This window comes from Nocardioides hungaricus (assembly GCF_054782915.1).
This window is the reverse complement of sequence record NZ_BAAGRO010000019.1, coordinates 158,552-179,339: the sequence shown is the minus strand read 5'-3', so window position 1 is coordinate 179,339 and position 20,788 is coordinate 158,552. Positions and strand designations below refer to the sequence as shown.

19 protein-coding genes are annotated in these 20,788 nt (G+C 72.9%); 9 read left to right on the top strand and 10 right to left on the bottom strand.

Annotated features, from left to right (window positions below; translation table 11 throughout):
• Positions 1–102: 102 nt before the first annotated feature.
• Both ACYVKX_RS08415 and ACYVKX_RS08410 read right to left on the bottom strand, forming a co-directional pair.
• On the bottom strand, positions 103–2,634 hold the full coding sequence (locus ACYVKX_RS08415) for a bifunctional FO biosynthesis protein CofGH (RefSeq protein WP_460830649.1): 2,532 nt from the start codon (positions 2,632–2,634) through the stop codon (positions 103–105).
• A gap of 2 nt (positions 2,635–2,636) precedes the next feature.
• The gene (locus ACYVKX_RS08410) at positions 2,637–4,799 is read right to left on the bottom strand and encodes an MMPL family transporter (protein ID WP_460830647.1); all 2,163 of its coding nucleotides are present in this window, start codon (positions 4,797–4,799) and stop codon (positions 2,637–2,639) included.
• Between the two features lie 355 nt (positions 4,800–5,154).
• On the opposite strand from ACYVKX_RS08410, the gene ACYVKX_RS08405 reads away from it, so the two are divergent.
• Positions 5,155–6,351, top strand: coding sequence for an HNH endonuclease signature motif containing protein (locus ACYVKX_RS08405; RefSeq protein WP_460830645.1), 1,197 nt, complete (start codon positions 5,155–5,157; stop codon positions 6,349–6,351).
• A 105-nt stretch (positions 6,352–6,456) separates the two neighbouring features.
• Here ACYVKX_RS08405 and ACYVKX_RS08400 read toward each other — a convergent pair whose 3' ends face one another.
• Positions 6,457–6,909, bottom strand: a complete 453-nt coding sequence (locus tag ACYVKX_RS08400) for a hypothetical protein (protein ID WP_460830643.1) — start codon at positions 6,907–6,909, stop codon at positions 6,457–6,459.
• Between the two features lie 75 nt (positions 6,910–6,984).
• Here ACYVKX_RS08400 and ACYVKX_RS08395 point away from each other — a divergent pair, with 75 nt between their 5' ends.
• Both ACYVKX_RS08395 and ACYVKX_RS08390 read left to right on the top strand, forming a co-directional pair.
• The gene (locus tag ACYVKX_RS08395; RefSeq protein ID WP_460830641.1) at positions 6,985–7,605 is read left to right on the top strand and encodes a DUF6758 family protein; all 621 of its coding nucleotides are present in this window, start codon (positions 6,985–6,987) and stop codon (positions 7,603–7,605) included.
• 18 nt (positions 7,606–7,623) lie between these two features.
• Positions 7,624–8,466: a PHP domain-containing protein gene (locus ACYVKX_RS08390; protein WP_460830638.1), complete on the top strand. Its 843-nt coding sequence runs from the start codon at positions 7,624–7,626 to the stop codon at positions 8,464–8,466.
• On the opposite strand, the gene ACYVKX_RS08385 is transcribed toward ACYVKX_RS08390, so the two are convergent.
• Positions 8,435–9,199, bottom strand: a complete 765-nt coding sequence (locus ACYVKX_RS08385; protein WP_460830636.1) for an SDR family NAD(P)-dependent oxidoreductase — start codon at positions 9,197–9,199, stop codon at positions 8,435–8,437. The two genes, ACYVKX_RS08390 and ACYVKX_RS08385, sit on opposite strands and share 32 nt — an antisense overlap.
• Positions 9,200–9,261: 62 nt before the next feature.
• Here ACYVKX_RS08385 and ACYVKX_RS08380 point away from each other — a divergent pair, with 62 nt between their 5' ends.
• Entirely contained in the window at positions 9,262–10,038 is a 777-nt protein-coding gene (locus tag ACYVKX_RS08380) for a ParA family protein (protein ID WP_460830633.1), read from the top strand.
• 24 nt (positions 10,039–10,062) lie between these two features.
• Here the strand turns inward: ACYVKX_RS08380 and ACYVKX_RS08375 are convergent, their stop codons facing one another.
• Complete coding sequence (locus tag ACYVKX_RS08375; RefSeq protein ID WP_460830631.1) at positions 10,063–11,442, bottom strand: DEAD/DEAH box helicase; 1,380 nt, start codon at positions 11,440–11,442, stop codon at positions 10,063–10,065.
• A gap of 164 nt (positions 11,443–11,606) precedes the next feature.
• On the opposite strand from ACYVKX_RS08375, the gene ACYVKX_RS08370 reads away from it, so the two are divergent.
• The gene (locus ACYVKX_RS08370; RefSeq protein WP_460830629.1) at positions 11,607–12,296 is read left to right on the top strand and encodes a ferritin-like fold-containing protein; all 690 of its coding nucleotides are present in this window, start codon (positions 11,607–11,609) and stop codon (positions 12,294–12,296) included.
• 21 nt (positions 12,297–12,317) lie between these two features.
• Here the strand turns inward: ACYVKX_RS08370 and ACYVKX_RS08365 are convergent, their stop codons facing one another.
• Complete coding sequence (locus ACYVKX_RS08365) at positions 12,318–12,539, bottom strand: DUF3107 domain-containing protein (protein ID WP_460830627.1); 222 nt, start codon at positions 12,537–12,539, stop codon at positions 12,318–12,320.
• A gap of 29 nt (positions 12,540–12,568) precedes the next feature.
• The gene (locus tag ACYVKX_RS08360) at positions 12,569–13,156 is read right to left on the bottom strand and encodes a TetR/AcrR family transcriptional regulator (protein WP_460830984.1); all 588 of its coding nucleotides are present in this window, start codon (positions 13,154–13,156) and stop codon (positions 12,569–12,571) included.
• Positions 13,157–13,338: 182 nt separating this feature from the next.
• Between ACYVKX_RS08360 and moeZ the strand changes: the two genes are divergently transcribed.
• The 3 genes from moeZ (at position 13,339) to ACYVKX_RS08345 (ending at position 16,063) form a co-directional block, all read left to right on the top strand.
• Positions 13,339–14,550 (top strand): adenylyltransferase/sulfurtransferase MoeZ, encoded by a 1,212-nt coding sequence (moeZ, locus tag ACYVKX_RS08355; RefSeq protein WP_460830625.1) that lies wholly within the window; start codon positions 13,339–13,341, stop codon positions 14,548–14,550.
• Between the two features lie 199 nt (positions 14,551–14,749).
• On the top strand, positions 14,750–15,622 hold the full coding sequence (locus tag ACYVKX_RS08350; RefSeq protein WP_460830621.1) for a hypothetical protein: 873 nt from the start codon (positions 14,750–14,752) through the stop codon (positions 15,620–15,622).
• 39 nt (positions 15,623–15,661) lie between these two features.
• Positions 15,662–16,063 carry an MGMT family protein gene (locus ACYVKX_RS08345; RefSeq protein WP_460830617.1) on the top strand — a complete coding sequence of 134 codons (402 nt, stop codon included), beginning with the start codon at positions 15,662–15,664 and terminating at the stop codon, positions 16,061–16,063.
• Here ACYVKX_RS08345 and ACYVKX_RS08340 read toward each other — a convergent pair.
• Genes ACYVKX_RS08340 through ACYVKX_RS08330 form a run of 3 tightly spaced genes read right to left on the bottom strand, consistent with a single transcriptional unit; the run spans position 15,976 to position 19,432 of the window.
• The gene (locus tag ACYVKX_RS08340; RefSeq protein WP_460830613.1) at positions 15,976–17,364 is read right to left on the bottom strand and encodes a YlbE family protein; all 1,389 of its coding nucleotides are present in this window, start codon (positions 17,362–17,364) and stop codon (positions 15,976–15,978) included. The two genes, ACYVKX_RS08345 and ACYVKX_RS08340, sit on opposite strands and share 88 nt — an antisense overlap.
• Positions 17,361–18,791, bottom strand: coding sequence for an FdrA family protein (locus ACYVKX_RS08335; protein WP_460830609.1), 1,431 nt, complete (start codon positions 18,789–18,791; stop codon positions 17,361–17,363). The genes ACYVKX_RS08340 and ACYVKX_RS08335 overlap by 4 nt, the downstream gene beginning before the upstream one ends.
• Positions 18,788–19,432, bottom strand: a complete 645-nt coding sequence (locus ACYVKX_RS08330; RefSeq protein ID WP_460830607.1) for an oxamate carbamoyltransferase subunit AllH family protein — start codon at positions 19,430–19,432, stop codon at positions 18,788–18,790. Before ACYVKX_RS08330 ends, ACYVKX_RS08335 begins: the two co-directional genes overlap by 4 nt.
• A gap of 69 nt (positions 19,433–19,501) precedes the next feature.
• On the opposite strand from ACYVKX_RS08330, the gene ACYVKX_RS08325 reads away from it, so the two are divergent.
• Positions 19,502–20,764, top strand: a complete 1,263-nt coding sequence (locus tag ACYVKX_RS08325) for a PucR family transcriptional regulator (RefSeq protein ID WP_460830605.1) — start codon at positions 19,502–19,504, stop codon at positions 20,762–20,764.
• The last annotated feature ends 24 nt before the right edge of the window (positions 20,765–20,788 follow it).

Sequence of the window (20,788 nt, the reverse complement as noted above, 5' to 3'; positions counted from 1 at the left end):
CGGTCGCGGTCGTTGACCCACGGTCGGGTCGGAGGGCGGGTGCCGGATAGGACCGAAGGGCCCGGGCGGGGGTGACCTCGGTCACCGTGGGCGCTCGGGCGGCTACCGGCGGTCGTACGTCGTGGTGCGCTCGAGGACCGGGCGGCCGATGCCGGCGCCGATCTCGATGAGCTCGGCGACGGTCTTGGCGGAGCCGTGTTCGGAGCCGGCCATCCGGGAGATGGTCTCCTCCATCAGCGTGCCGCCGACGTCGTTCGCGCCGGCCTGGAGCATGGCGCGGGTGCCGTCGACGCCGAGCTTGACCCAGGAGGTCTGGATGTTGGGGATCCGGCCGTGCAGCAGGATCCGCGCCATCGCGTGCACGGCGAGGTTGTCGCGCAGGGTCGGGCCGGGGCGGGCCACGCCGGCGAGGTAGATCGGGGCGGAGGTGTGGACGAACGGCAGCGGCACGAACTCGGTGAAGCCACCTGTCTGGTCCTGGATACGGTTCAGCACGCGGAGGTGGCCGACCCAGTGGCGGGGGTTGTCGACGTGGCCGTACATCATCGTGGAGGTGGTGGGGATGCCGACCCGGTGGGCGGTGGAGACGACCTCGATCCAGGTGCGGGCCGGGAGCTTGCCCTTGGTGAGCACCCAGCGGACCTCGTCGTCGAGGATCTCCGCGGCGGTGCCGGGCAGCGAGCCGAGGCCGGCCTCGCGGGCCTTGATCAGGAAGTCCTCGATCGAGAGGCCGGTGCGGGCGGTGCCGTTGACGACCTCCATCGGGGAGAAGGCGTGCACGTGCATGCCGGGCACCCGCTGCTTCACGGCGGTGACCAGGTCGAAGTACGCCGTGGCCGGGAGCTCGGGGTCGATGCCGCCCTGCATGCAGACCTCGGTGGCGCCCAGGTCCCAGGCCTCGGCGGCGCGGTCGGCGACCTCGTCGAGGGAGAGGGAGTAGGCGTCGGCGTCGGTACGCCGCTGGGCGAATGCGCAGAACCGGCAGCCGACGTAGCAGACGTTGGTGAAGTTGATGTTGCGGTTGACGACGTAGGTGACGTCGTCGCCGACGGCCTCCCGGCGCAGGTCGTCGGCCAGCCGGCACACCTGCTCCAGCAGCGGGCCCTCGGCGGTCATCAGCGTCAGCGCGTGCTCGTCGGAGAGGTTGCCCGGGTCCCGCTCGGCGGCCCTGAGGGCGGCCCACCCGTCGCTGGTCGAGCCTGTCGAGACCCCGGTGCGGGAGGCCGCCTCCCGAACCGCGTCCCAGTCGCCGTACACGTCGGCGAAGTCCGAGCGTCGGTCCTCGGTGCGGCCCCCTCCGGGTCCTTCCCGGTCGACCGCGGCGAACAGGTCGGTGCGGCCGACCGACGCGAACCCGCCGTCCGGCTCCTGCCAGGGCCGGCCGGCCGGCTTCACCCCGGGCCTCGCGAGGCCGTCGTCGGTGGCCAGCGCGGCCACGTGGCCGGAGACCCGCGGGTCGAGCCACGGCTCGCCGGCCCGGACGTACTCCGGGTGAACGGTCAGCCGCGGCCTCAGCTCGAAGCCGCACTGGGCGGTGATGTCGGTCAGCCGGTCCAGGGAGGGCCACGGGCGCTCGGGGTTCACGTGGTCGGGCGTCAGCGGCGAGACGCCGCCCCAGTCGTCCACGCCCGCGCCCAGCAGGAGACGGCACTCCGCGGATCCCTCGGCGTGGTCCACGAGGTTGGGCGGGGCCTGGATGCGGGCCTTGGGGCCGAGCACGATCCGGGCGACCGCGATCGCGGCACGGTACTCGTCCAGGCCGAGGTCGCCCGCGTGCCGCATCGCCGTGTCGGGCTTGGCGCGGAAGTTCTGGACGATCACCTCCTGCACGGCGCCGTACGCCCTGCTCGTGGCGCGCAGCGCGAAGATCGTCTCCGCCCGCTCGGTCAGCGTCTCGCCGATGCCGACCAGCAGGCCGGTGGTGAACGGGATCGAGAGCCGGCCCGCGTCCTCGAGCACCCGCAGCCGGACCTCGGGGTCCTTGTCCGGCGAGCCGAAGTGCGCCAGCCCCTTGGTCTCGAACAGCCGCCGGCTCGTGGTCTCCAGCATCATCCCCATCGAGGGCGAGACCGGCTTGAGCCGGTTCATCTCCTCCCACGACATCACGCCCGGGTTGAGGTGGGGGAGCAGGCCGGTCTCCTCCAGCACCCGCACCGCCATCGCGCGCACGTAGGCCAGCGTGGAGTCGTAGCCCTGCTCGTCCAGCCACGCCCGCGCCTCGGGCCAGCGCTCCTCGGGCCGGTCACCCAGGGTGAACAGCGCCTCCAGACACCCCAGCCTCGCACCCTCGCTGGCGATCTCGAGGATCTCGTCAGGGGAGAGGTACGGCGCCCGCCCCTCCCGCGCCGCGTGACCCGGCGCCTCCACGAACGTGCAGTAGTGGCACCGGTCCCGGCACAGCTTCGTGACCGGGATGAACACCTTCGGCGAGTACGTCACCACGCCCCGCCCGTCGACCAGCCGCCCGGCGGCCACCAGGCCCGCGTCGCGGACCCGTGCCGCGACCGCACACAATCGGTCCAGGTCGTCCCCGGACGCCGCCAGCAGCGCCGCCGCCTCGGCCACGTCGAGGGCGGCCCCCCGCTCGGCACGGGCCAGCGCCCGGCGTACCTGCTGGGGGGTGGGCTGCTCCACACTCAGAGGCTAGCCGGGACTCCTTGCTCCTCGTCGGTGGGCTCCGTCGGTTGGACGGGCGGCCTGCGGTCCAGCCTGCTCGGCCACCAGATCCTGCCGCCGAGGTCGAGGTCGATCGCGGTGACCAGCACCGAGCGCACGATCATGGTGTCGAGCAGGACGCCGAGCGCCACCGCCACGCCGATCTCGGCGAGGAAGACGAACGGGATCGAGGCCAGCACGAGGAACGTCGCGGCGAGCACGATGCCGGCGGAGGTGATCACGCCTCCGGTGGAGCTGAGGGCGATCAGTGAGCCCCGGCGGGTGCCGTGCGTGGCGGTCTCCTCCCGGACCCGGGTCATCAGGAAGATGTTGTAGTCGATGCCCAGGGCGACCAGGAACACGAACGCGAACAGCGGGAACCCCGGATCGACCTGCGCGCCGGCCGGCCAGTTCTCGGTGATCAGCGGCATGAAGTAGTCGAAGACGAGCGCCGACAGGCCCATGGCGGCCCCGAACGACAGCACCACGGTGCCGATCAGGATCAGCGGCGCCGCGAGCGCCCGCAGGAGGAAGATCAGGATCAGGAGCACCACCAGGAGGACCGTCGGGATGATCACCTTGTTGTCCCGGTTCGCGGCCGCCTTCGTGTCGAGGTAGAACGCCGACCCGCCGCCGACGAGGGCGTCGGCCCCGTCGAGGCCGTGGACCGCGTCCCTCGTCGCCGCCACGGCGTCGTACGCCGTGGCCGAGGAGATGTCGGCCTCGATCGGCGCCTCGAAGTACGACCGGCTCCCGGAGATCGGCTGCGGCTCGGTGGTCGGACCGAGCCCGTCGATGCCGGCGACCGCCTGGACCGCGGCGTCCGCCGCGTCGGTGTTCACGACCACCTGGACGGTGTTGGAGTTGTCGACCATGCCGTGCGCCGCCAGCACCTTCTGGCCCTTGATGGCGTCGAGCTCCTTGGTGTAGGTGTCCTCGGTGGACATGCCGCCGGCGTCGATCTTGAGGACGCCCAGGCAGGCGACCAGCAGCAGGAACGTCGTCGTCAGCCAGACCCGCCGCGGGCGAGGCGCGATGGCGCCGCCGAGCCTCGACCAGAGACCGGTGACGTTGGGCTCGCGGGAGCCGAACGCTGGGCGCTTCGGCCAGAAGATCCAGCGGCCGAAGATCACCAGCAGCGCCGGCAGCAGGGTCACCATCACCAGGAAGGTGACCGCGATGCCGACGGCGTTCACCGGGCCGAGGCCCGCCGTCGAGTTCAGGTCGGCCAGCAGCAGACACAGCATCCCGACCGCGACCGTGGCGGCGCTGGCCAGGATCGCGGGGGCCGCGCGGTGCAGCGCGAACGCCATCGCCTCGTGCCGGTTGTCGTGGCGGCGCAGCTCCTCGCGGTACCTGGCGACGAGCAGGAGCGCGTAGTCGGTGCCCGCGCCGATCACCAGGATGCCGAGGATCGCCTGACTCTGCCCGTTGACGGTGAGGTCGGCGTACTTCGCGAGCAGGTAGACCACGCCGCCCGACACGAAGTAGGCGACCACCACGCTGAAGATCGGCAGGATCCAGAGGATCGGGCTGCGGTAGGTGAAGAGCAGGATGACGATGACGACGATCAGGGCGCCGAGGATCAGCGTCGTGTCGACGCCCTCGAACACCTCGGCGGCGTCGGCCGCCTGCCCGCCGTACCCCGCCAGGTTGACGGTCACGCCGTCGATCCGGGCCACGTCGCGGATCTCGTCGGCGGCCCCGGGGATGTCGCTCCAGCCGTTCGACCCGAAGTTGAAGGTGAGGGCGGTGACCGCGACGACCCCGTCGTCGGAGTAGCCGCCGAAGCCGGCCTGCGCGGCCTGCGCGGGCGTCAGCACGGTGCCCTCGACGACGCCGTCGATGTCGCCCAGCTCGGCGGCCTGCTCGTCGATCTGCGCCTTGTCGGCGTCGGTGAGGCCGCCGTCGCGGCTGTAGACGACCAGGGTCGGGATGTCGTCGGGGTCGATGGTGCTGGAGAGCTCCTGGGAGACCTCGGTCGACTCGGCGCTGCCCGGCAGCCAGGTCGACGCCTCGTTGTTCTGGACGTCGGCCAGCTTCGCGGACAGCGAGCCGAGCACGACCACGGCGACGATCCAGAACAGCAGTACGAGCCACTTGGTGACGGGGCCGGTCAGCCGGCCGGCGATCTGACGATGCATGGGGGAACTCTCTCAGCGAGCGGGGACAGGGGGCATCGGGGTTTACCCCGAGTCCGACCTCCGCAGCCCGGCCGAATCATCGGACGAGCTTCGTCCGTGGTTGAGCGGGCTTCGGTGGTTGGTGCCATCGGGCTGCGGGTCGGCTCGGGTTCAGGCCGACAGGCAGCAGAGGCGGGTACGGCGGGCGTCGGGCCGGTGGTTGAGGTGCGAGGCGCGCCAGCGCCGAGCCTCGAAACCACCGCCCGGATGACGCCAGAAAGTCTCTTCGAAGAAACTTCTCGGAAGTGTCCGAATGCTGGTCAAAACAAGGGATCTGAGCCCCTGAGTGTCGGTGGCGAGTGCTTGGCTGGACCACATGAGACCGACCAGCACCCTGACTCCCGAGCGGGTGCTGGCTGCTGCCCGCGACACCGCGTCGGTGATCACCGATGCGCAGGTCGAGCAGCTTGTCCAGGCCGTCGCGTGGGCGGGGCTGCATCCGGGTGAGGAGCCGGACCCGGAGGTGGAGTGGGCGATGCGGCCCCTGGAGCTGGCCGGTGACGGCGCCCCGTTGGTGGACGAGTCCGCGGTGGCGGAGTTCGCGCTCGCGGTTGGGCTCAAACACGAGCCGGGTGCCCGGCTGATCGGGGACGCGGTCGAGCTGTGCCACCGGCTCCCTCGGCTGTGGGGCCGGGTGTGCGCGGGTGAGGTGGCGGTGTGGAAGGCCCGCAAGATCGCCGACGCCACCCGGTCCCTGTCCCTGGCTGCGGCTGGGGCCGTGGATCGGCATCTGGCGCTGGTCGCGAAGCGCTGCTCGTTCGCGGAGATCGAGCGGCAGGTCGAGCGGGCCCGGGCGGAGTACGACCCCCTCGAGGCCGAACGCCGCCGAGCCCAGGCGGCCGAGCAGCGGCACTTCGACTTCCACTTCCGTGCGGTGACCTCCGATGGGATGGTGCCCTTCACCGGGGTGGCCTCGCTGGCCGACGCCCTCGCCGCCGACGCGTGGATCGCCGCGAAGGCCGCGGCCCTGGACCCGGCCATCGCCTGGGACGTACGCCGGTCCCTTGCCCTGGGCCTGCTCGGCGCTGGCGAGACCGACGACCCGGCCCAGCGGCAGCTGGTGCTCTACACCCACGCCCGTCCCGGGCAGGCGATGGTCGAGGTGGAGAACACCCGCACGGTGGTCACCCCCGACCAGGTCAAGGAGTGGTGCCAGCAGGCCGGGACGCGGGTGACGGTGCGGCCGGTGCTCGACCTCGCCGCCGAGTTGTCGGCCGGCGGGCATGACCCGACCCCGATCATGCGGGAGCAGGCGTGGGCCCGGTACCCGACGTGTGTGTTCCCCGACTGTGAGCGGCCCTCGCGGGGCTGCGACCTCGACCACCGGACCCCCTGGCCCGCCGGCCCGACCACGACGTCGAACCTCTACCCGCTGTGCCGGACCCACCATCGATTGAAGACCACCGGCGGCTGGACCTACCACCCCCTCAACCCCGCCGCCTCCGCCTCCGCCGCCAGCACGATCGAGTGGACCAGCCCGATGGGCTACCGGTACCTACGACATACCCACTGACCCCGACCCCGCCGGCCACGGTCCACCACGGCCGGCGGGGCCAGCAGCATGCACACGACCGGTCAACCCGTACGGATCGCCACCGGAGTGCCCTCTCGACCAGCGTTACCTGACGGCCGGGTCCACCCGGTCGGAGCCGCGCATGCGCAGGCTGCCGGTGACGTAGCCGTAGCCGTCGCAGGCCTTGCCGTTCGGGTAGTACCGCTCCAGGTCGACGACGCCGGACGTGACGGCGACGAGGGCGCCGGTGGCACTGGTGAGCTCGGCGGTGACGTCGACCGGGCCGGGCGCGAGGGTGCGGCTGAGCGCATCCGAGACGACGTTGACGGCGCGACCGACGGGCCGGTCGTCGGGGACCCTGCCGAGGCTCTGGGTGGCCGTCACGCAGCCGTCGTCGTCGCACACCTCGATCTCGACGGTGCCCGACCGCACGAACAGGGACGCGGGGATGGCGATCGCGATGCCGTCGATGCCACCGACGTCGGAGCAGCCGCTGGGCGCGCACCCGGGCGCGATCAGCGACACGGTGAGCACGAGCGGCAGCGCCAGGATCCGCATGCCGCTGGGACGACAGGTGCGGTGGGCGGGTTCCGTCCTTGACGCGAGGGGGAGCGAGTCCGCACCGTTGAGCGCATGTCGGCGCTGGCGATCAGCTGCGTGCGGTGCGCGGCGCCCGTGGTGCCGTGCCCGGACCACGGGGGACAGGCCGCGCTCTGGCGACCCGAGGAGGCGTCGTACGACGCGTTCGCGGAGCACCTGGCCGCGGCGCGGCTCTTCCCCACCTACCTGCCGTGGCCGCTGAGCCCGGGGTGGAGTGTCACCGACTTCGCGACGGTCGCGGACGGCACGAGGGATGCGCGGGCGACGCTGACCTGCACGAGCGGCACCAGCGAGCTCGACGGCCCGGTCGACCTGATCGTCGTGGCCGAGGAGGCCGGGACCGGGCTGGGCGCGCGCTGCGCGGGGACGCGGTACGACGACCCGGGATCCGACATCGGCGAGCGGCCGCCCACGGCGCGGGTGCGGATCGGCCGCCAGTCGGTGAACCTGTGGGACGTCTCGACGAGTACGGTCGACGGCGAGTTCGACCGGTCGGTGCTGGCGGGGGAGGCCGGCGGCCGGTGGCTCTGGATCGTGCTGCGGCCGGCGTCCGCGCTGCTGCTCCTGCGCGACGACTGGATCCTGCGCGACGTGTCGCACGACGGACCGGGGCTGGTCGAGCTGTCGTTCGGCGGTCACCGCCCCGCCTGGTAGGACCACTAGGCTGCCGGGGTGCGCATCGACCTCCACACGCACTCGCGGGCCAGCGACGGCACGGACACGCCGGCCGGGCTGGTGCGCGCCGCGGCCGAGGCCGGGCTCGACGTCCTGGCGATCACCGACCACGACACCGCCGACGGCTGGGCCGAGGCGCAGGCGGCAGCCGGCGAGGTCGGGCTGACGCTGGTGCCGGGCATGGAGATCAGCACCCGCCACCGGGGGCGCAGCGTCCACCTGCTCGCGTACTTCCCGCACCCCGACTACCCGCCGCTCGCCGACGAGCTCGCCAAGGTGCTGCACGGCCGCGCGTCCCGGGTGCCGACGATGGTCGCCCGGCTGAACCGGCTCGGCATCGAGATCACCGAGGACGACGTACGCCGGGCGTCCGCCGGTGCCGTCGCCTCCGGCCGCCCGCACGTCGCCGATGCCCTGGTGACGCTGGGCGTGGTGCCGGACCGGACGGCGGCGTTCGACCGCTACCTCGGCTGGGGCCGGCCCGCCCACGTCGACCGGTACGCCGTCGCCCTGGAGGACGCGATCCGGCTGGTGCGCGAGTCCGGCGGGCTGTCGGTGGTCGCCCACCCGTGGGGCCGCGGCGGGCTGGGCCGGCCCGACGAGCCGACCTTCGCGGCGCTCAAGGAGCTCGGCCTGACCGGGATCGAGGTCGACCACGAGGACCACGACGCGCGGGCGCGGGAGCGGCTGCGCGCGATCGCGCGCGACCTGGACCTGGTGGCGACCGGCTCGAGCGACTACCACGGGGACGGCAAGGCCGACCACGAGCTGGGCTGCAACACCACCGACCCCGGGGAGTACGAGCGGCTCATCTCCGCCCGAGTGACTGGAACCGCTTGAGCAGGCCGGTCGGCACGATCCGGGCGGCGGTCGCGATCGCCTTGTACTGCGGGCTCGGGATCGACCGGGCCCGGCCCTTCGCGTGGTCCCGGAGCGCGGTGGCGACCAGCTCGTCGGCGTCCAGCCACATGAAGTCCGGCGCCGAGCCGCGGCCGACGCCCATCCGCTCGTGCAGCTCGGTCTTCGTGAACCCCGGGCACAGGCAGGTGACGACGACGCCCCGGTCGGCGTACTCGTGGTGCGCCCACTCCGAGAGCGAGTTCACGTACGCCTTCGCGGCCCCGTAGCTGCCGCGCGGCAGGAACGCCGCCACGCTGGACACGTTGATGACGCCGCCGCTGCCGCGCGCGGCCATCGCGCCCAGGGCGGCGTGGCTGAGCCGCATCACCGCGGTGACCAGCACGTCGAGCATCGCCTGCTCGTCGGCGACGGTGTTGTCGAGGAAGCGCCCCTTCAGGCCGAACCCGGCGTTGTTCACCAGCAGGTCGACCGGCCGCGCGGCGTCCGCGAGCCGCGCCTCGACCGTCGCGAGCTGCTCCCGGTCGACCAGGTCGGCGGGCAGCGCCTCCACGGAGACGCCGTACGTCGAGCGCAGCCCCTCGGCCTCGGAGTCGAGCCGCTCCCGGTCGCGGGCGACCAGCACGAGGTCGTACCCCTGGGCGGCGAGCTGGTGGGCGAAGGAGCGGCCGATGCCGGCCGTGGGACCGGTCACGAGCGCGGTGCGTCCGGACATGACCGCAAGTGAAGCAGGCGCCCGGCCCGCACGCACCCGGCGGTCGGGCATGATGGGGATCCATGACCACGACGCTCGCGATCGCGAACCAGAAGGGCGGGGTCGCCAAGACCACCACCGTCGCCTCGGTGGGTGCCGCGCTCGCCGAGCTCGGGCACTCCGTGCTCCTGGTCGACCTCGACCCGCAGTCGTGCCTGACGTTCTCGCTCGGCATCGACCCCGAGGACCTCGAGCTCTCGATCCACCACGTGCTCACCAAGGGCCTGGACCCGGCCGAGGTCGTGATCGAGACCGAGGACGGCGTCGACCTGGTGCCGGCGACCATCGAGCTGGCCCGCGCCGAGGCCGAGCTGCTCACCCGCACCGGCCGCGAGCACGTGCTGCGCGCGATGATCGAGGCGCTGGCCGAGGGCGAGCTGGAGTACGACTGGGTCCTGCTGGACTGCCCGCCGTCGCTGGGCGTGCTCACGGTCGCCGCGCTGACCGCCGCCGACGGCGTGCTGATCCCGCTGCAGTGCGAGACGCTGTCGCACCGCGGGGTCGGCCAGCTGCTCGACACGGTGCACGACGTACGCCGCTTCACCAACCGCGGCCTCGCGGTCTGGGGCGTGCTGCCGACGCTGTACGACGGGCGCACCCACCATGCCCGCACCGTGCTCGAGACGATCTCGGAGACCTACGACCTCGAGGTGGTCGAGCCGCCGATCCCGAAGACGATCAAGTTCGCCGAGGCGCCCGCCGCCGGCCGGTCCATCCTGGCGACCAGCCGCAGCAGCAAGGGCGCGCGGGCCTACCGCGAGGTCGCGGAGAGCCTGGTGGCGAGGGCGGCGCGGGGCTGACCGGTCTCGGGCTCGGCCCCCGGCTCAGTCCCCGGCGGGGGCCTTCGGCGCGCCGTCACCGGAGCGCCGGCGGCGACGCCGACGGTTCCGGTTGCCGCTGCCGGTGGGCTTCTCGCCGCCCTCGGCCACGACGGTCTCGCCGGAGCGGGTCCGCGTGCGGGTGCGCTCGCGGCTGCGCTCGCGGGGCGCGCGCGGCTCCCTCTTCTCGGCCGGCTTCGGGTCGGCGATCCGGCCCCGGGTGCCCGGGGCGACGCCCTGGTCGTGGAAGAGGTGCTCGGAGGTGGAGTAGGTCTCCTGCGGCTCGTCGAAGGGCAGGTCGAGGGTCTTGTTGATCATCTTCCAGCGGTGCAGGTCCGCCCAGTCGACGAAGGTGATCGCGATGCCCGACGCGCCCGCGCGGCCGGTGCGGCCGATCCGGTGCACGTAGGTCTTGTCGTCCTCCGGGCAGGAGTAGTTGACGACGTGGGAGACACCGCGGACGTCGATGCCGCGGGCGGCGACATCGGTCGCGACCAGGACCTGGATCTTGTCTTCGCGGAACCTCGTCAGCGCCTTCTCGCGCGCGACCTGCGCCATGTCGCCGTGCAGCGGGCTCGCCCTGAACCCGCGCTCGACCAGGTCGTCGGCCACCCGCTGCGCCTGGCGCTTGGTGCGGGTGAACACGATGAACTTGTCGGCGTCCTCGGCCTGCAGCAGCCGGCCGATGATCTCCGGCTTGTCGAGGTCGTGGACCTGGTAGATGAACTGCGCCGTGGCCGGCACGGTCGCGTTCTCGTACGACGACTCCGCGCGGATGTTCATCGGGTGCCGCATGTGCATCCGGGCCAGCGAGACGATCGCGGACGGCATCGTCGCCGAGAACAGCATCGTCTGCCGGGTCTCCGGGGTCATCCGCAGGATCTTCTCGACGTCGGGCAGGAAGCCGAGGTCGAGCATCTCGTCGGCCTCGTCGAGGACCAGCGCGTGCACGTGGGCCAGGTCGAGCGAGCGGCGGTTGGCCAGGTCGATCAGCCGGCCCGGCGTGCCGACGACGATGTCGACGCCGGCCTGGAGGGCCTCGAGCTGCGGCTCGTAGCCGACGCCGCCGTACACGGTCAGCACGCGCAGGCCGCGGTCCGCGCCGGCGAGGGCGAGGTCGCCGGAGACCTGGAGCGCGAGCTCGCGGGTCGGGGCGACGATCAGCGCCTGCGGCTTGCCCTGTGGCAGCTCGGCGTAGTCGGGGTCCTTGGGGGCGACGCTGCGCTGGAGGACCGGGATGCCGAAGGCCAGCGTCTTGCCGGTGCCGGTGCGGGCCTGGCCGATCAGGTCGGTGCCGAGCAGCGCGACGGAGAGGGTCATCTCCTGGATCGCGAACGGCGTGGTGATGTCGGCGCGCTCGAGCGCGTCGCAAATCTCGGGGAGCACCCCGAGCTCTCGGAACGTGGTCAGGGTCTTGTCGCTTTCGTGAGTCAGCCGGAGTCAACCGAGTGAATGTCGGATGCGGCTGGCTCTGCTGCGGCCTGCCGCGCACATACTGGGCCGCGAGGATCGCGACCGGAACGGCGCCAGTCTATCGGTAGGGTGCGCACGTGACCGCATCCACGCCCGTCGCGTTCGAGGACCCGCAGTACCGGGAGGCGGTCGTGGACCTCCTCGGCGCGATCGCGTACGGCGAGATCTCCGCCTTCGAGCGGCTCGCCGAGGACGCCAAGCTGGCGCCCACACTGGAGGACAAGGTCGCGATCGCGTCCATGGCGACCGCGGAGTTCGCCCACGTGGCGCGGATCAACGAGCGCCTGGTCGCGCTCGGCGCGGACCCGTTCGAGGCGATGGCGCCGTTCCGCGCGCCGATCGACCGGTTCCACGAGTACACCGCGCCGGCCGACTGGTACGAGGGACTGATCAAGGCCTACGTCGGCGACGGGCTCGCCAACGACTTCTACCGCGAGATCGCGGCCTACCTCGACGCCGACACCCGCGACCTGGTCATCGCCTCGATGGAGGACTCCGGCCACGCGGCGTTCGTCGTCGGCCGGGTGCGCTCGGCGATCGCCGGGGACCCGCGGCTCGGCGGGCGGCTGGCCCTGTGGGCCCGGCGGCTGATGGGCGAGGCGCTCACCCAGGCCCAGCGGGTCACGGCCGACCGGGACGCGCTCACCGCGCTGCTCGCCGGCGGCGTCGACCGACCCGGGCTCGACCTGGCCGCGATCGGCCGGATGTTCACCCGGATCACCGAACGGCACGCCGAGCGGATGACGGAGCTCGGGCTGGCGAGCTGACCGGACCGGCGCCGAGCAGCGTCAGCTGCGGAAGCCGACCTGGCCGAGCGTGCCGTGGCCGATCTCGACGTACGCGAGCTTGTCGGCGGGTACGACGACCTTGCGTCCCTTGTGGTCGACGAGCGTCAGGACGCCGCCGGCCGCGAGTGCCTCGGCGACCTGCTTCTCGACGGTGTCCGCCGACTCGTCGGTGTCGATGTGCAGCTCGCGGGCGGCGTTCTGGACGCCGATCTTGACCTCCACGAGGTCCTCCTTGGTGTGTTGCTCGGATGTCAGTGGTCCTCGGTGAGCGGGTAGCCGCGGATCCCGCGCCAGGCCAGGCCGGCGACGAGCGCGGCCGCGTCGGACTTGCCGATGTCGCCACCCTCCGCCAGCCAGAACCGCGCGCTCACCTGAGCCATTCCGACCAGCGACACCGCCAGCAGGCGGGACGCGTCGTCGGGCAGGCCGGTGTCGTCGTGGATGACGTCCGCCACCAGCGCGGCGGTCTCGGTCGTGACCCGGTCGACCTGCTCGCGGACCGCGGGCTCGTTGGTGAGGTCGGACTCGAAGACCAGCCGGAACGCGCCGGTGTCGCCGGCGACGTACTCGTAGAAGACGTCCATGGTCGCGGCGACCCGCTGCTTGTTGTCGTGGGTCGACTCCAGCGCGGCGCGGGTGTTGGCGATGATCGTGTCGCAGGACTGCTCGAGCAGCGCGAGGTAGAGGTCGAGCTTGCCCGGGAAGTGCTGGTAGAGCACCGGCTTGGAGACGCCGGCCCGCTCGGCGATGTCGTCCATCGCGGCCGCGTGGTAGCCCTGCGCCACGAACACCTCGAGCGCGGCCTCCATCAGCTGCGCGCGACGCTCGCGCCGCGGCATGCGCCCGCCGCGGGGCCGGGCCGCGGGTGCGTCGTACTGCTCTGCCGTCACGCCGCGAACCTTACCGGCCGGTCGCCGCGTCCGGATGACGGGACGCGGCGAGCCCCGCTTGGACGCGGCGGGGAACATGGAGTGACCGGAGGGTGTTGACGAGACCAGCCGAGAAGATCAAGGAGTACGCCGTGTCCTTTCCCGCGCTCGTGGAGCCCGCGGACGAGCTGACCATCGACGAGGTCCGCCGCTACAGCCGGCACCTGATCATCCCCGACGTGGGCATGACCGGGCAGAAGCGCCTGAAGAACGCGAAGGTGCTCGTGATCGGCGCCGGCGGGCTCGGCAGCCCGGCGCTGCTCTACCTCGCCGCGGCCGGCGTGCACACGCTCGGCATCGCGGAGTTCGACGAGGTCGACGAGTCGAACCTGCAGCGCCAGATCATCCACGGCCAGTCCGACGTCGGGAAGTCCAAGGCGCAGTCGGCCAAGGAGTCGATCGCCGAGACCAACCCGTACGTCGAGGTCGTCCTCCACGAGGGCCGCCTCGACAACGACAACGTCATGGACGTCTTCCGCGGCTACGACCTGATCGTCGACGGCACGGACAACTTCGCCACGCGATACCTGGTCAACGACGCGGCGTACTTCCTGGGGATCCCGTACGTCTGGGGCTCGATCTACCGCTTCGACGGCCAGGCCTCGGTGTTCGCGCCGACGCTCGCCGACGACGCGCCGTGCTACCGCTGCCTCTACCCGGAGCCCCCGCCGCCGGGCATGGTCCCGAGCTGCGCCGAGGGCGGCGTGCTCGGCGTGCTGTGCGCGTCGATCGGGTCGATCCAGGTCAACGAGGCGATCAAGCTGCTCACCGGCATCGGCGAGCCGCTGGTCGGCAGGCTGATGATCTACGACGCCCTGGAGATGGAGTACCGCAAGCTGCGCGTCCGCAAGGACCCGAACTGCGCGCTGTGCGGCGACCACCCCACCGTCACCGGGCTGATCGACTACGAGACCTTCTGCGGCGCGATCTCCGACGACGCCGCCGAGGCGGCCGCCGGCTCGACGATCTCGGTGGTGCAGCTCGAGCACCTGCTCAAGGAGCGCGAGGAGGGCACCCGCGACTTCGTCCTGGTCGACGTCCGCGAGCCCAACGAGTTCGAGATCAACAAGATCCCCGGCTCGGTGCTCATCCCCAAGGGCGACTTCCTCAACGGCTCGGCCCTCGAGCAGCTCCCGGCTCTCACCCAGGGGGACAAGCAGATCGTCATGCACTGCAAGTCCGGCGCCCGCTCGGCCGAGACGCTGGCGATCGTCAAGGGCGCCGGGTACGCCGACGCCGTGCACGTCGGGGGCGGCGTGGTCGCCTGGGTCAACCAGATCGACCCCTCCCAGCCGTCGTACTGAAGCGCGAGTCGGCGCGTCTTGCCCACCTTCTCCACAGGCGGGCGGGCAAGACGCGCCGACTCGGCGGTGTGTGGCGGGCACGTTGCGCCGAGTCGCGATTACCGGCGCGTAACCCATGCGGTGGGGGCGTCGTTGTGAGGGCGTCCACATCGATGCTGCCGGCCACCGGCGGCGCCCCTATCGGGAGGGTCTCGACCCCATGCGCTTCTCCTCCAGGCACGTCCTCGCGGCGGCTGCGCTGCTGACCAGCGGCGTGATCGCCACCGCCCTCTCCACCGCGGCCCCTGCCACCGCGGCGCCGACCTGGGCGTCCGCGGACACCGCCCAGATCACCCCGGGCGTGCAGATGTACACCGAGGGTGCCCAGTGCACCGGCAACTTCGTCTTCACCGACGGCGCGTCGAACGTCTACGTCGGGTACGCCGCCCACTGCGCCGGCACCGGCGCCGCGACCGACACCGACGGCTGCCAGGCCCAGTCCCTGCCGCTCGGCACGCGGGTGACCTTCAACCAGGGCGGCTCGCTGGTGAGCGAGGGCACCCAGGTGGGCGCCGGCACCCTGGTCTACTCCTCCTGGAACACCATGCGCCAGCTCGGCACGACCGACGCGAACACCTGCGCCTACAACGACTTCGCCCTGGTGAAGGTCGACGCCGTGGACGTGTCCAAGGTGAACCCGTCGATCCCGTTCTGGGGCGGCCCGACCGGCATCGACACCGACGGCACCGCCGCCGGCGATCGGGTCTACAGCTACGGCAACTCGAGCCTGCGCGGCGGCCTCACCGCCCTCTCGCCGAAGACCGGGATCAGCCTGGGCGACAGCGCCGCCGACGGTGGCTGGTCGCATCCGCTCTACACGGTCACCCCGGGCATCCCCGGCGACTCCGGCTCGGCGTTCGTGAGCGCCGACGGCAAGGCGATCGGGACCTTGTCGACGCTCGGCCTGGCCCCGCTGCCGCTGTCGAACAACATCGGCGACCTGGCCAAGGAGCTCGCGTTCGCCCAGGCGAACTCCGGCATCTCCGGACTGAGGCTGGTCAACGGCACCGAGCCCTTCTCGCCCATCCTCTGAACCTGACCGGCCGAGGGCCGGTGTCGGTAGGTTGGAGGCGTGGACCACGAGGAGTACGTCGAGCGGGTGCTGCAGTGCGTGGAGACGATCCCGCGCGGGCGGGTGTCGACGTACGGCGCCATCGCCGAGGTCGTGGGCGAGCTGCTCGGCGGGGGCGGGCCGCGGCTGGTCGGCTCGACGATGGCGCAGCACGGCGGCGCGGTGGCCTGGTGGCGGGTGGTGCGCGCCGACGGGTCGCTGCCGCCGAGCCACCAGGGCGAGGCGCGGCAGTGCTACCTCGAGGAGGGCACTCCGCTTCGCCCGGGCGGCAACGTCGACATCAGGGCGGCGTTCTTCCGCCCGCCGCCGCTGCGTCAGGTGCGGGGCACCAGGGCGGCGAGCCGGGAGAGCGCCTTCGGGAAGATCTCCGCGGGCGGAGTGACCAGGCCGGCGCCGACCTGACCGACACCGGCGACCCGGCCGGCCATGCCGGTGTTGATCTGCGGCAGGATGCCGGTGCGGCAGACCTTGGTGACGTCGATGCCGGTGGGCGTGCCCTGGAACTCCAGGACCGGGACCGACCAGCGCGGGTTCTCGCCGAGCGTGATCTCGTGCATCCGGCGGGTGGTCGCGAGCGCGTCGGGCACCGAGCCGCCGACGAACCGCACGATCGCGGGCGCGGTCGCCATCGCGAAGCCGCCGATGCCGGCGGTCTCGGTGATCGCGCTGTCGCCGATGTCGGGGTTGGCGTCGTCCGGGCCGTAGTCGCCGAGGAACAGCCCGTCGGCCAACTGCGCCGGCCCGGTGAACCACGCGTCGCCGGTGCCCGCGACCTGGATGCCGAAGTCGGTGCCGTTGCGGGCCATCGCGACGACCATCGTCGAGCCCTCGATGCCGCGCGCGGCGTCGAGGGCGAGCTTGCACGCCGGCATCGCGAGGTTGAGGAAGAAGTGGTCGTTGCCGCCGATGAACCGCAGCGCCTGCGCCACGTCAGCGCTGTCGAAGCCCGAGCCGACCATGGCCGGCGAGAGGTCGCGCAGCAGCATCAGCGTGCCGGCCCGGTTGCGGTTGTGGGCCTCGTCGCCCATCTGGAGCATCTGGGTGAGGATGCCGGTGACGTCCACCGGTCCCGCCGACCGGACGGCCGCCCGCAGCAGTGGGCCGAGGACACTGCCCATCCAGCGCAATTGCGCCAGTACGGCAGTCCCGTAGGCGCCGTACCGCAGCACCTTGCCGAGGCCCTCGTTGAGCGAGCAGTAGGTACGCCGGCCGCTGGCGGCGTCCTCGAGCACGAACAGCCACATGCTCGGGGTGACGACGCCGGCCATCGGACCGACGGCCGAGCGATGGTGGCACGGCTCGAGGCTCACCGAGCGGCCGGACTCGAACAGCGGTACGGCGGCCTCCGGGTCGTCGACCAGGCCCTCGAGCGCCGCGCCGCCCATGAGCGCGCCGCGCAGCGGGCCGGACGCGCGGTCCCACTCGATCGGCGGTCCGGCATGGAGGAACTCGCCCTTCTGGAGACCGAGCGCCTCGGACGCCGGCGCGACGTCGACCAGGGTCGCGGTGACGTCGAGCATCGCCGCGAGCGCGCGGGCGTTGGCTTGGGGGCGGCGAGGGTCGGCGGCGACCGTGGCGAGGTCGGCCTCGGTGCCCGCCATCGGCGGGCGCCAGTCGACCCGGGTCGCGGGGATCGCCTGGGCCTCGACGGCGTCGGCGAACAGGTCGGCGCCGACGTTCACGACGGCAGCGGGCGTCTTCACTGGGACTCTCCGGTCAGCTCGAGCGCGCGGCGGGTGGCGCCGGCGTTGGACAGGTGCACCTCGGCGCCGGCCTCGGCCAGGGCCCGGACCTGGCGGTCCCGGCCCTGCGGGTCGGCGGCGGTGCCGACGACGGCGACCACCACGGGCTTCCCGACCCCCGTCAGTGCCGGCACCAGGCCGGCGGCGGGGTCGGGCTCGGCGCCGTGGCCGAGCACCACGTCGAGGAGCAGTACGCCGGTGGCCGGGTCGGCCGCCACGCGAGCGAGATGCTCCAGCCGCAGCGACGGGTCGATCATCGGGTGGGCACGGCCGGTCGTGTACTCGTCGTCGCCGAAGTCCACGAACGTGTGGCCGGCGTCCGTGCCCGCGATCAGCTCCGTGATCAGCCGGGCCTCGCTGGCGAGGGTGCCGCCGACGAAGAGCCCGCGGATCACTCCTCCGGTGGCCGCGCCTGTCGAGACCCCGGTGACCGGCCACACCGGCACCTCGCGGCCGAGCCGCCGCAGCACCGACTCGGCGGCCTCGGTGAGGTCGGGCCGGCCGGGGCCGAGGAGCGCGTACTCGACCGGCGTCGACAGCGTGTCGGCGTACGCCCGGATCTCGGCGGCGACGTCGTCGGCCGGGGGCTTGGAGATCAGCACGATCAGCTCGACCGCCGGGTCCTCGTCGAGCCGGCGCATCGCCTCGCGAGTGCCGAGACCGCGCATTTGCGCCGACAGGTCGCGGCCGCCGACGCCGAGCGCCGAGGTGACGCCCACGCCCGCGTGGTCGAGCAGCGCCAGCACCTGCTGGCAGCCGGTGCCGGACGCGGCGACGATGCCGACCGGGCCGGGGGAGACCGTGTTCGCGAAGCCGAGGCCGAGCCCGCCCACGACGGCGGTCCCGCAGTCGGGCCCCATCACCAGCAGGCCGCGTCCGGCGGCGTACCGCTTGAGGGCGAGCTCCTGCTCCAGGGAGACATGGTCGCTGAACACCATCACGTCGTGGCCCGACTCCAGCGCGTCCATCGCCTCGACGAACGCGCTGGCGCCGGGGACCGAGATGAGCGCGACCGCGTCGTGGCCCAGGGTTCCAGCAGAGCGGCGGAAGGCGCTGCCGGTCGTGCGCGGCGGCGCGAGCTCGGTCGGCCCGGAGTCGCGGCGGTTGGCGTCGCGCAGGGCCTGGTCGACGCCGGCGAGCGCGGCGGCGAGCGCGTCGGCGTCCTCGAGCCGGAGCGCGACGACGAGGTCGTTGGGCGTGGCCTCGGCCGGGACGTCGAAGCCCATGCCGGCCAGCACCTCGACGTTGAGCGCGGTCGCCATCGCGACCTGGGCGGCCACGACGCCGTCCTGCCCCTGCACGGTCCGGGAGACCTGGAGCAGGGTGACGGAGTCGGCGTACGCGCCGGGCCGGAGCTCGACGTGGGCCCGTGTGGACGGAGTGGTCATGCGGCGCCTCTCATCTGGTGCAGGGCGAAGCGGGCGCCGGCGAGCAAGCCGCGCCCGGAGGAGTGGCCGACGGCGGCCAGGGCGGCGGCCCGGGCGTCGGTCGGGCCGGCGACCCACGCGGCGAACTCGGGGATCACCTCGCCGTGCATCGCGCAGTCGAGCAGGGTCGCCGAGAGCAGCGTGGTGCGGTCGAGGCAGGCGCGGATCTCCGCGTCGGCCTCGGGCGTGGGGACGCCGGCGGCGCGGTGGATCGCGAGCCAGCCGCAGAGCACGTCGTCGTCGTACGGCGTGAGCCCGTCGCCGCGGCCGACCATCTCGCGCACGTCGCCGGGCAGCGGTGCCGCGCCGGTGGCGCGGGGGAGCCGCGGCACGGTGACCTCGACGATCCGGCCGATCACCAGTGGCTCGCCGTCGAGGTGCAGGACGCCGTCGCGGACGTGGGCGCTGGTGACGTCGAGGGCCTCGAGAGTGGTCCGCAGCGCGCAGGGTACGGCGGTCGCGCGGGTGCCGACCACGCCGACGCAGCGACCGGCCACCTCGACGTACACGGCGTCGCGACCGCGGTGCAGCACGGGCACCGTGCCGTCGGGTGCCCGGTCCAGGTGCGACCGCACGCGGGGCGGCGCACTGACGGGGATCACCTGTCCGACGCTAGCGGGGGCGGTTACGGTTTGCCGATGTGAGGTTGTGCCAACGGAGCCGGCAGGGGAGTGCAAGTGTTGATAGGCGGTGACCGTGAGGAGCTGGCGAGCGCGGCGCTCGCGCGCGTCGACGCCCTGCACATCGCGCTGACCCAGATCGTGCTCGAGGGCGGCAACCTGGACGGCATCGCGGCCGAGGTCGCGCAGGTGCTGGGCGTCGGCGTCGCGGTGACCTCGACCGACGGCCGGGAGCGGGCCGAGGCGCTCGGCGACGAGCACCGGGCCCTGCTGGCCGAGCACGACCTGGTCGACCCGACCGGCCGGATCCGGGTGGAGCGGATCGACGGCCGCAGCCTCGCCTACGCCGCGCGGGTCGCGGCCGGCGGCACCGACCTGGCCCGGCTGGTCTGCGTGCGGCCCGACGGGCCGTGGACGCCGGACGACGTGCACGCGCTGGAGCGCGCGGCCGCCGTCGCGGCGCTGCTGATCACCCGGGAGCAGGCGGTCACCGCCGTCGAGAACAAGTACCAGGGCGACTTCCTGCGCGACCTGCTGCTGCGGCGTACCGCCGACCCGGCGTACGTCGCCGAGCACGCCGAGACCTTCGGCTGGGACCTCGCCCGCCCGGTCGTCGTGGTCGTCGCCGAGATCGACCCCGTGCAGGACCAGGGCGAGGAGCCGGTCTCCGGCATCCAGCGGCGCCAGTGGCAGGAGCGGTTCTCGGCCGCGTGGCGCCAGGTGGCGCCGACCGTCGCGCCGGGCATCCCGACCGCCGACTTCTCCTCCGAGGTGGTGACGCTGCTGCCGGTCGGCGAGGACGTCGTGCCGCGCGTCGTGCAGGCCGTCGCGGGCGACAAGGGCGGCGGCCGCCGCTCCTTCTCGGTCGGCGTCAGCCGGGTGGCCGAGAGCCTCGACCGGCTGCCCGAGGCGTACGCCCAGGCCCGCCGGGCCGTCGAGGTCGGCCGCCGGGTGCGCGGACCGGGCTCGACGACGTTCTTCGACCGGCTCGGCCTGCACCGGCTGATCGCGCTGATCCCCGACGGTCCGGAGGGCTCTGCGAGCAACGGGGGCGAGCTGCGGTCGTTCGTCCGCGACGTGCTCGGGCCGCTGGCCGAGGACACCACCGAGGCCGCCGACCTGCGCGAGACCCTGCAGGTGCTGCTGGACACGAACTTCAACGTCGCGGAGGCCTCGCGCGTGCAGTTCTTCCACTACAACACGATGCGCTACCGGGTCTCGAAGCTGGAGCGCCTGCTCGGCCCGCTCTCGGCCGATCCGCACCTCCGGCTGGACGTCGCGGTGGCCCTGCGGGTCCACGAGATCACCGGCTGAGGCACTGGTCCGGACCACTCCCAC

Coding starts and splice junctions, on each gene's coding strand:
- ACYVKX_RS08410 (WP_460830647.1), bottom strand. CDS start 4,799: ATGCATCGTCAGATCGCCGGCCGGCTGACCGGCCCCGTCACCAAGTGG.
- ACYVKX_RS08405 (WP_460830645.1), top strand. CDS start 5,155: ATGAGACCGACCAGCACCCTGACTCCCGAGCGGGTGCTGGCTGCTGCC.
- ACYVKX_RS08400 (WP_460830643.1), bottom strand. CDS start 6,909: ATGCGGATCCTGGCGCTGCCGCTCGTGCTCACCGTGTCGCTGATCGCG.
- ACYVKX_RS08395 (WP_460830641.1), top strand. CDS start 6,985: ATGTCGGCGCTGGCGATCAGCTGCGTGCGGTGCGCGGCGCCCGTGGTG.
- ACYVKX_RS08385 (WP_460830636.1), bottom strand. CDS start 9,199: ATGTCCGGACGCACCGCGCTCGTGACCGGTCCCACGGCCGGCATCGGC.
- ACYVKX_RS08380 (WP_460830633.1), top strand. CDS start 9,262: ATGACCACGACGCTCGCGATCGCGAACCAGAAGGGCGGGGTCGCCAAG.
- ACYVKX_RS08360 (WP_460830984.1), bottom strand. CDS start 13,156: ATGCCGCGGCGCGAGCGTCGCGCGCAGCTGATGGAGGCCGCGCTCGAG.
- ACYVKX_RS08350 (WP_460830621.1), top strand. CDS start 14,750: ATGCGCTTCTCCTCCAGGCACGTCCTCGCGGCGGCTGCGCTGCTGACC.
- ACYVKX_RS08335 (WP_460830609.1), bottom strand. CDS start 18,791: ATGACCACTCCGTCCACACGGGCCCACGTCGAGCTCCGGCCCGGCGCG.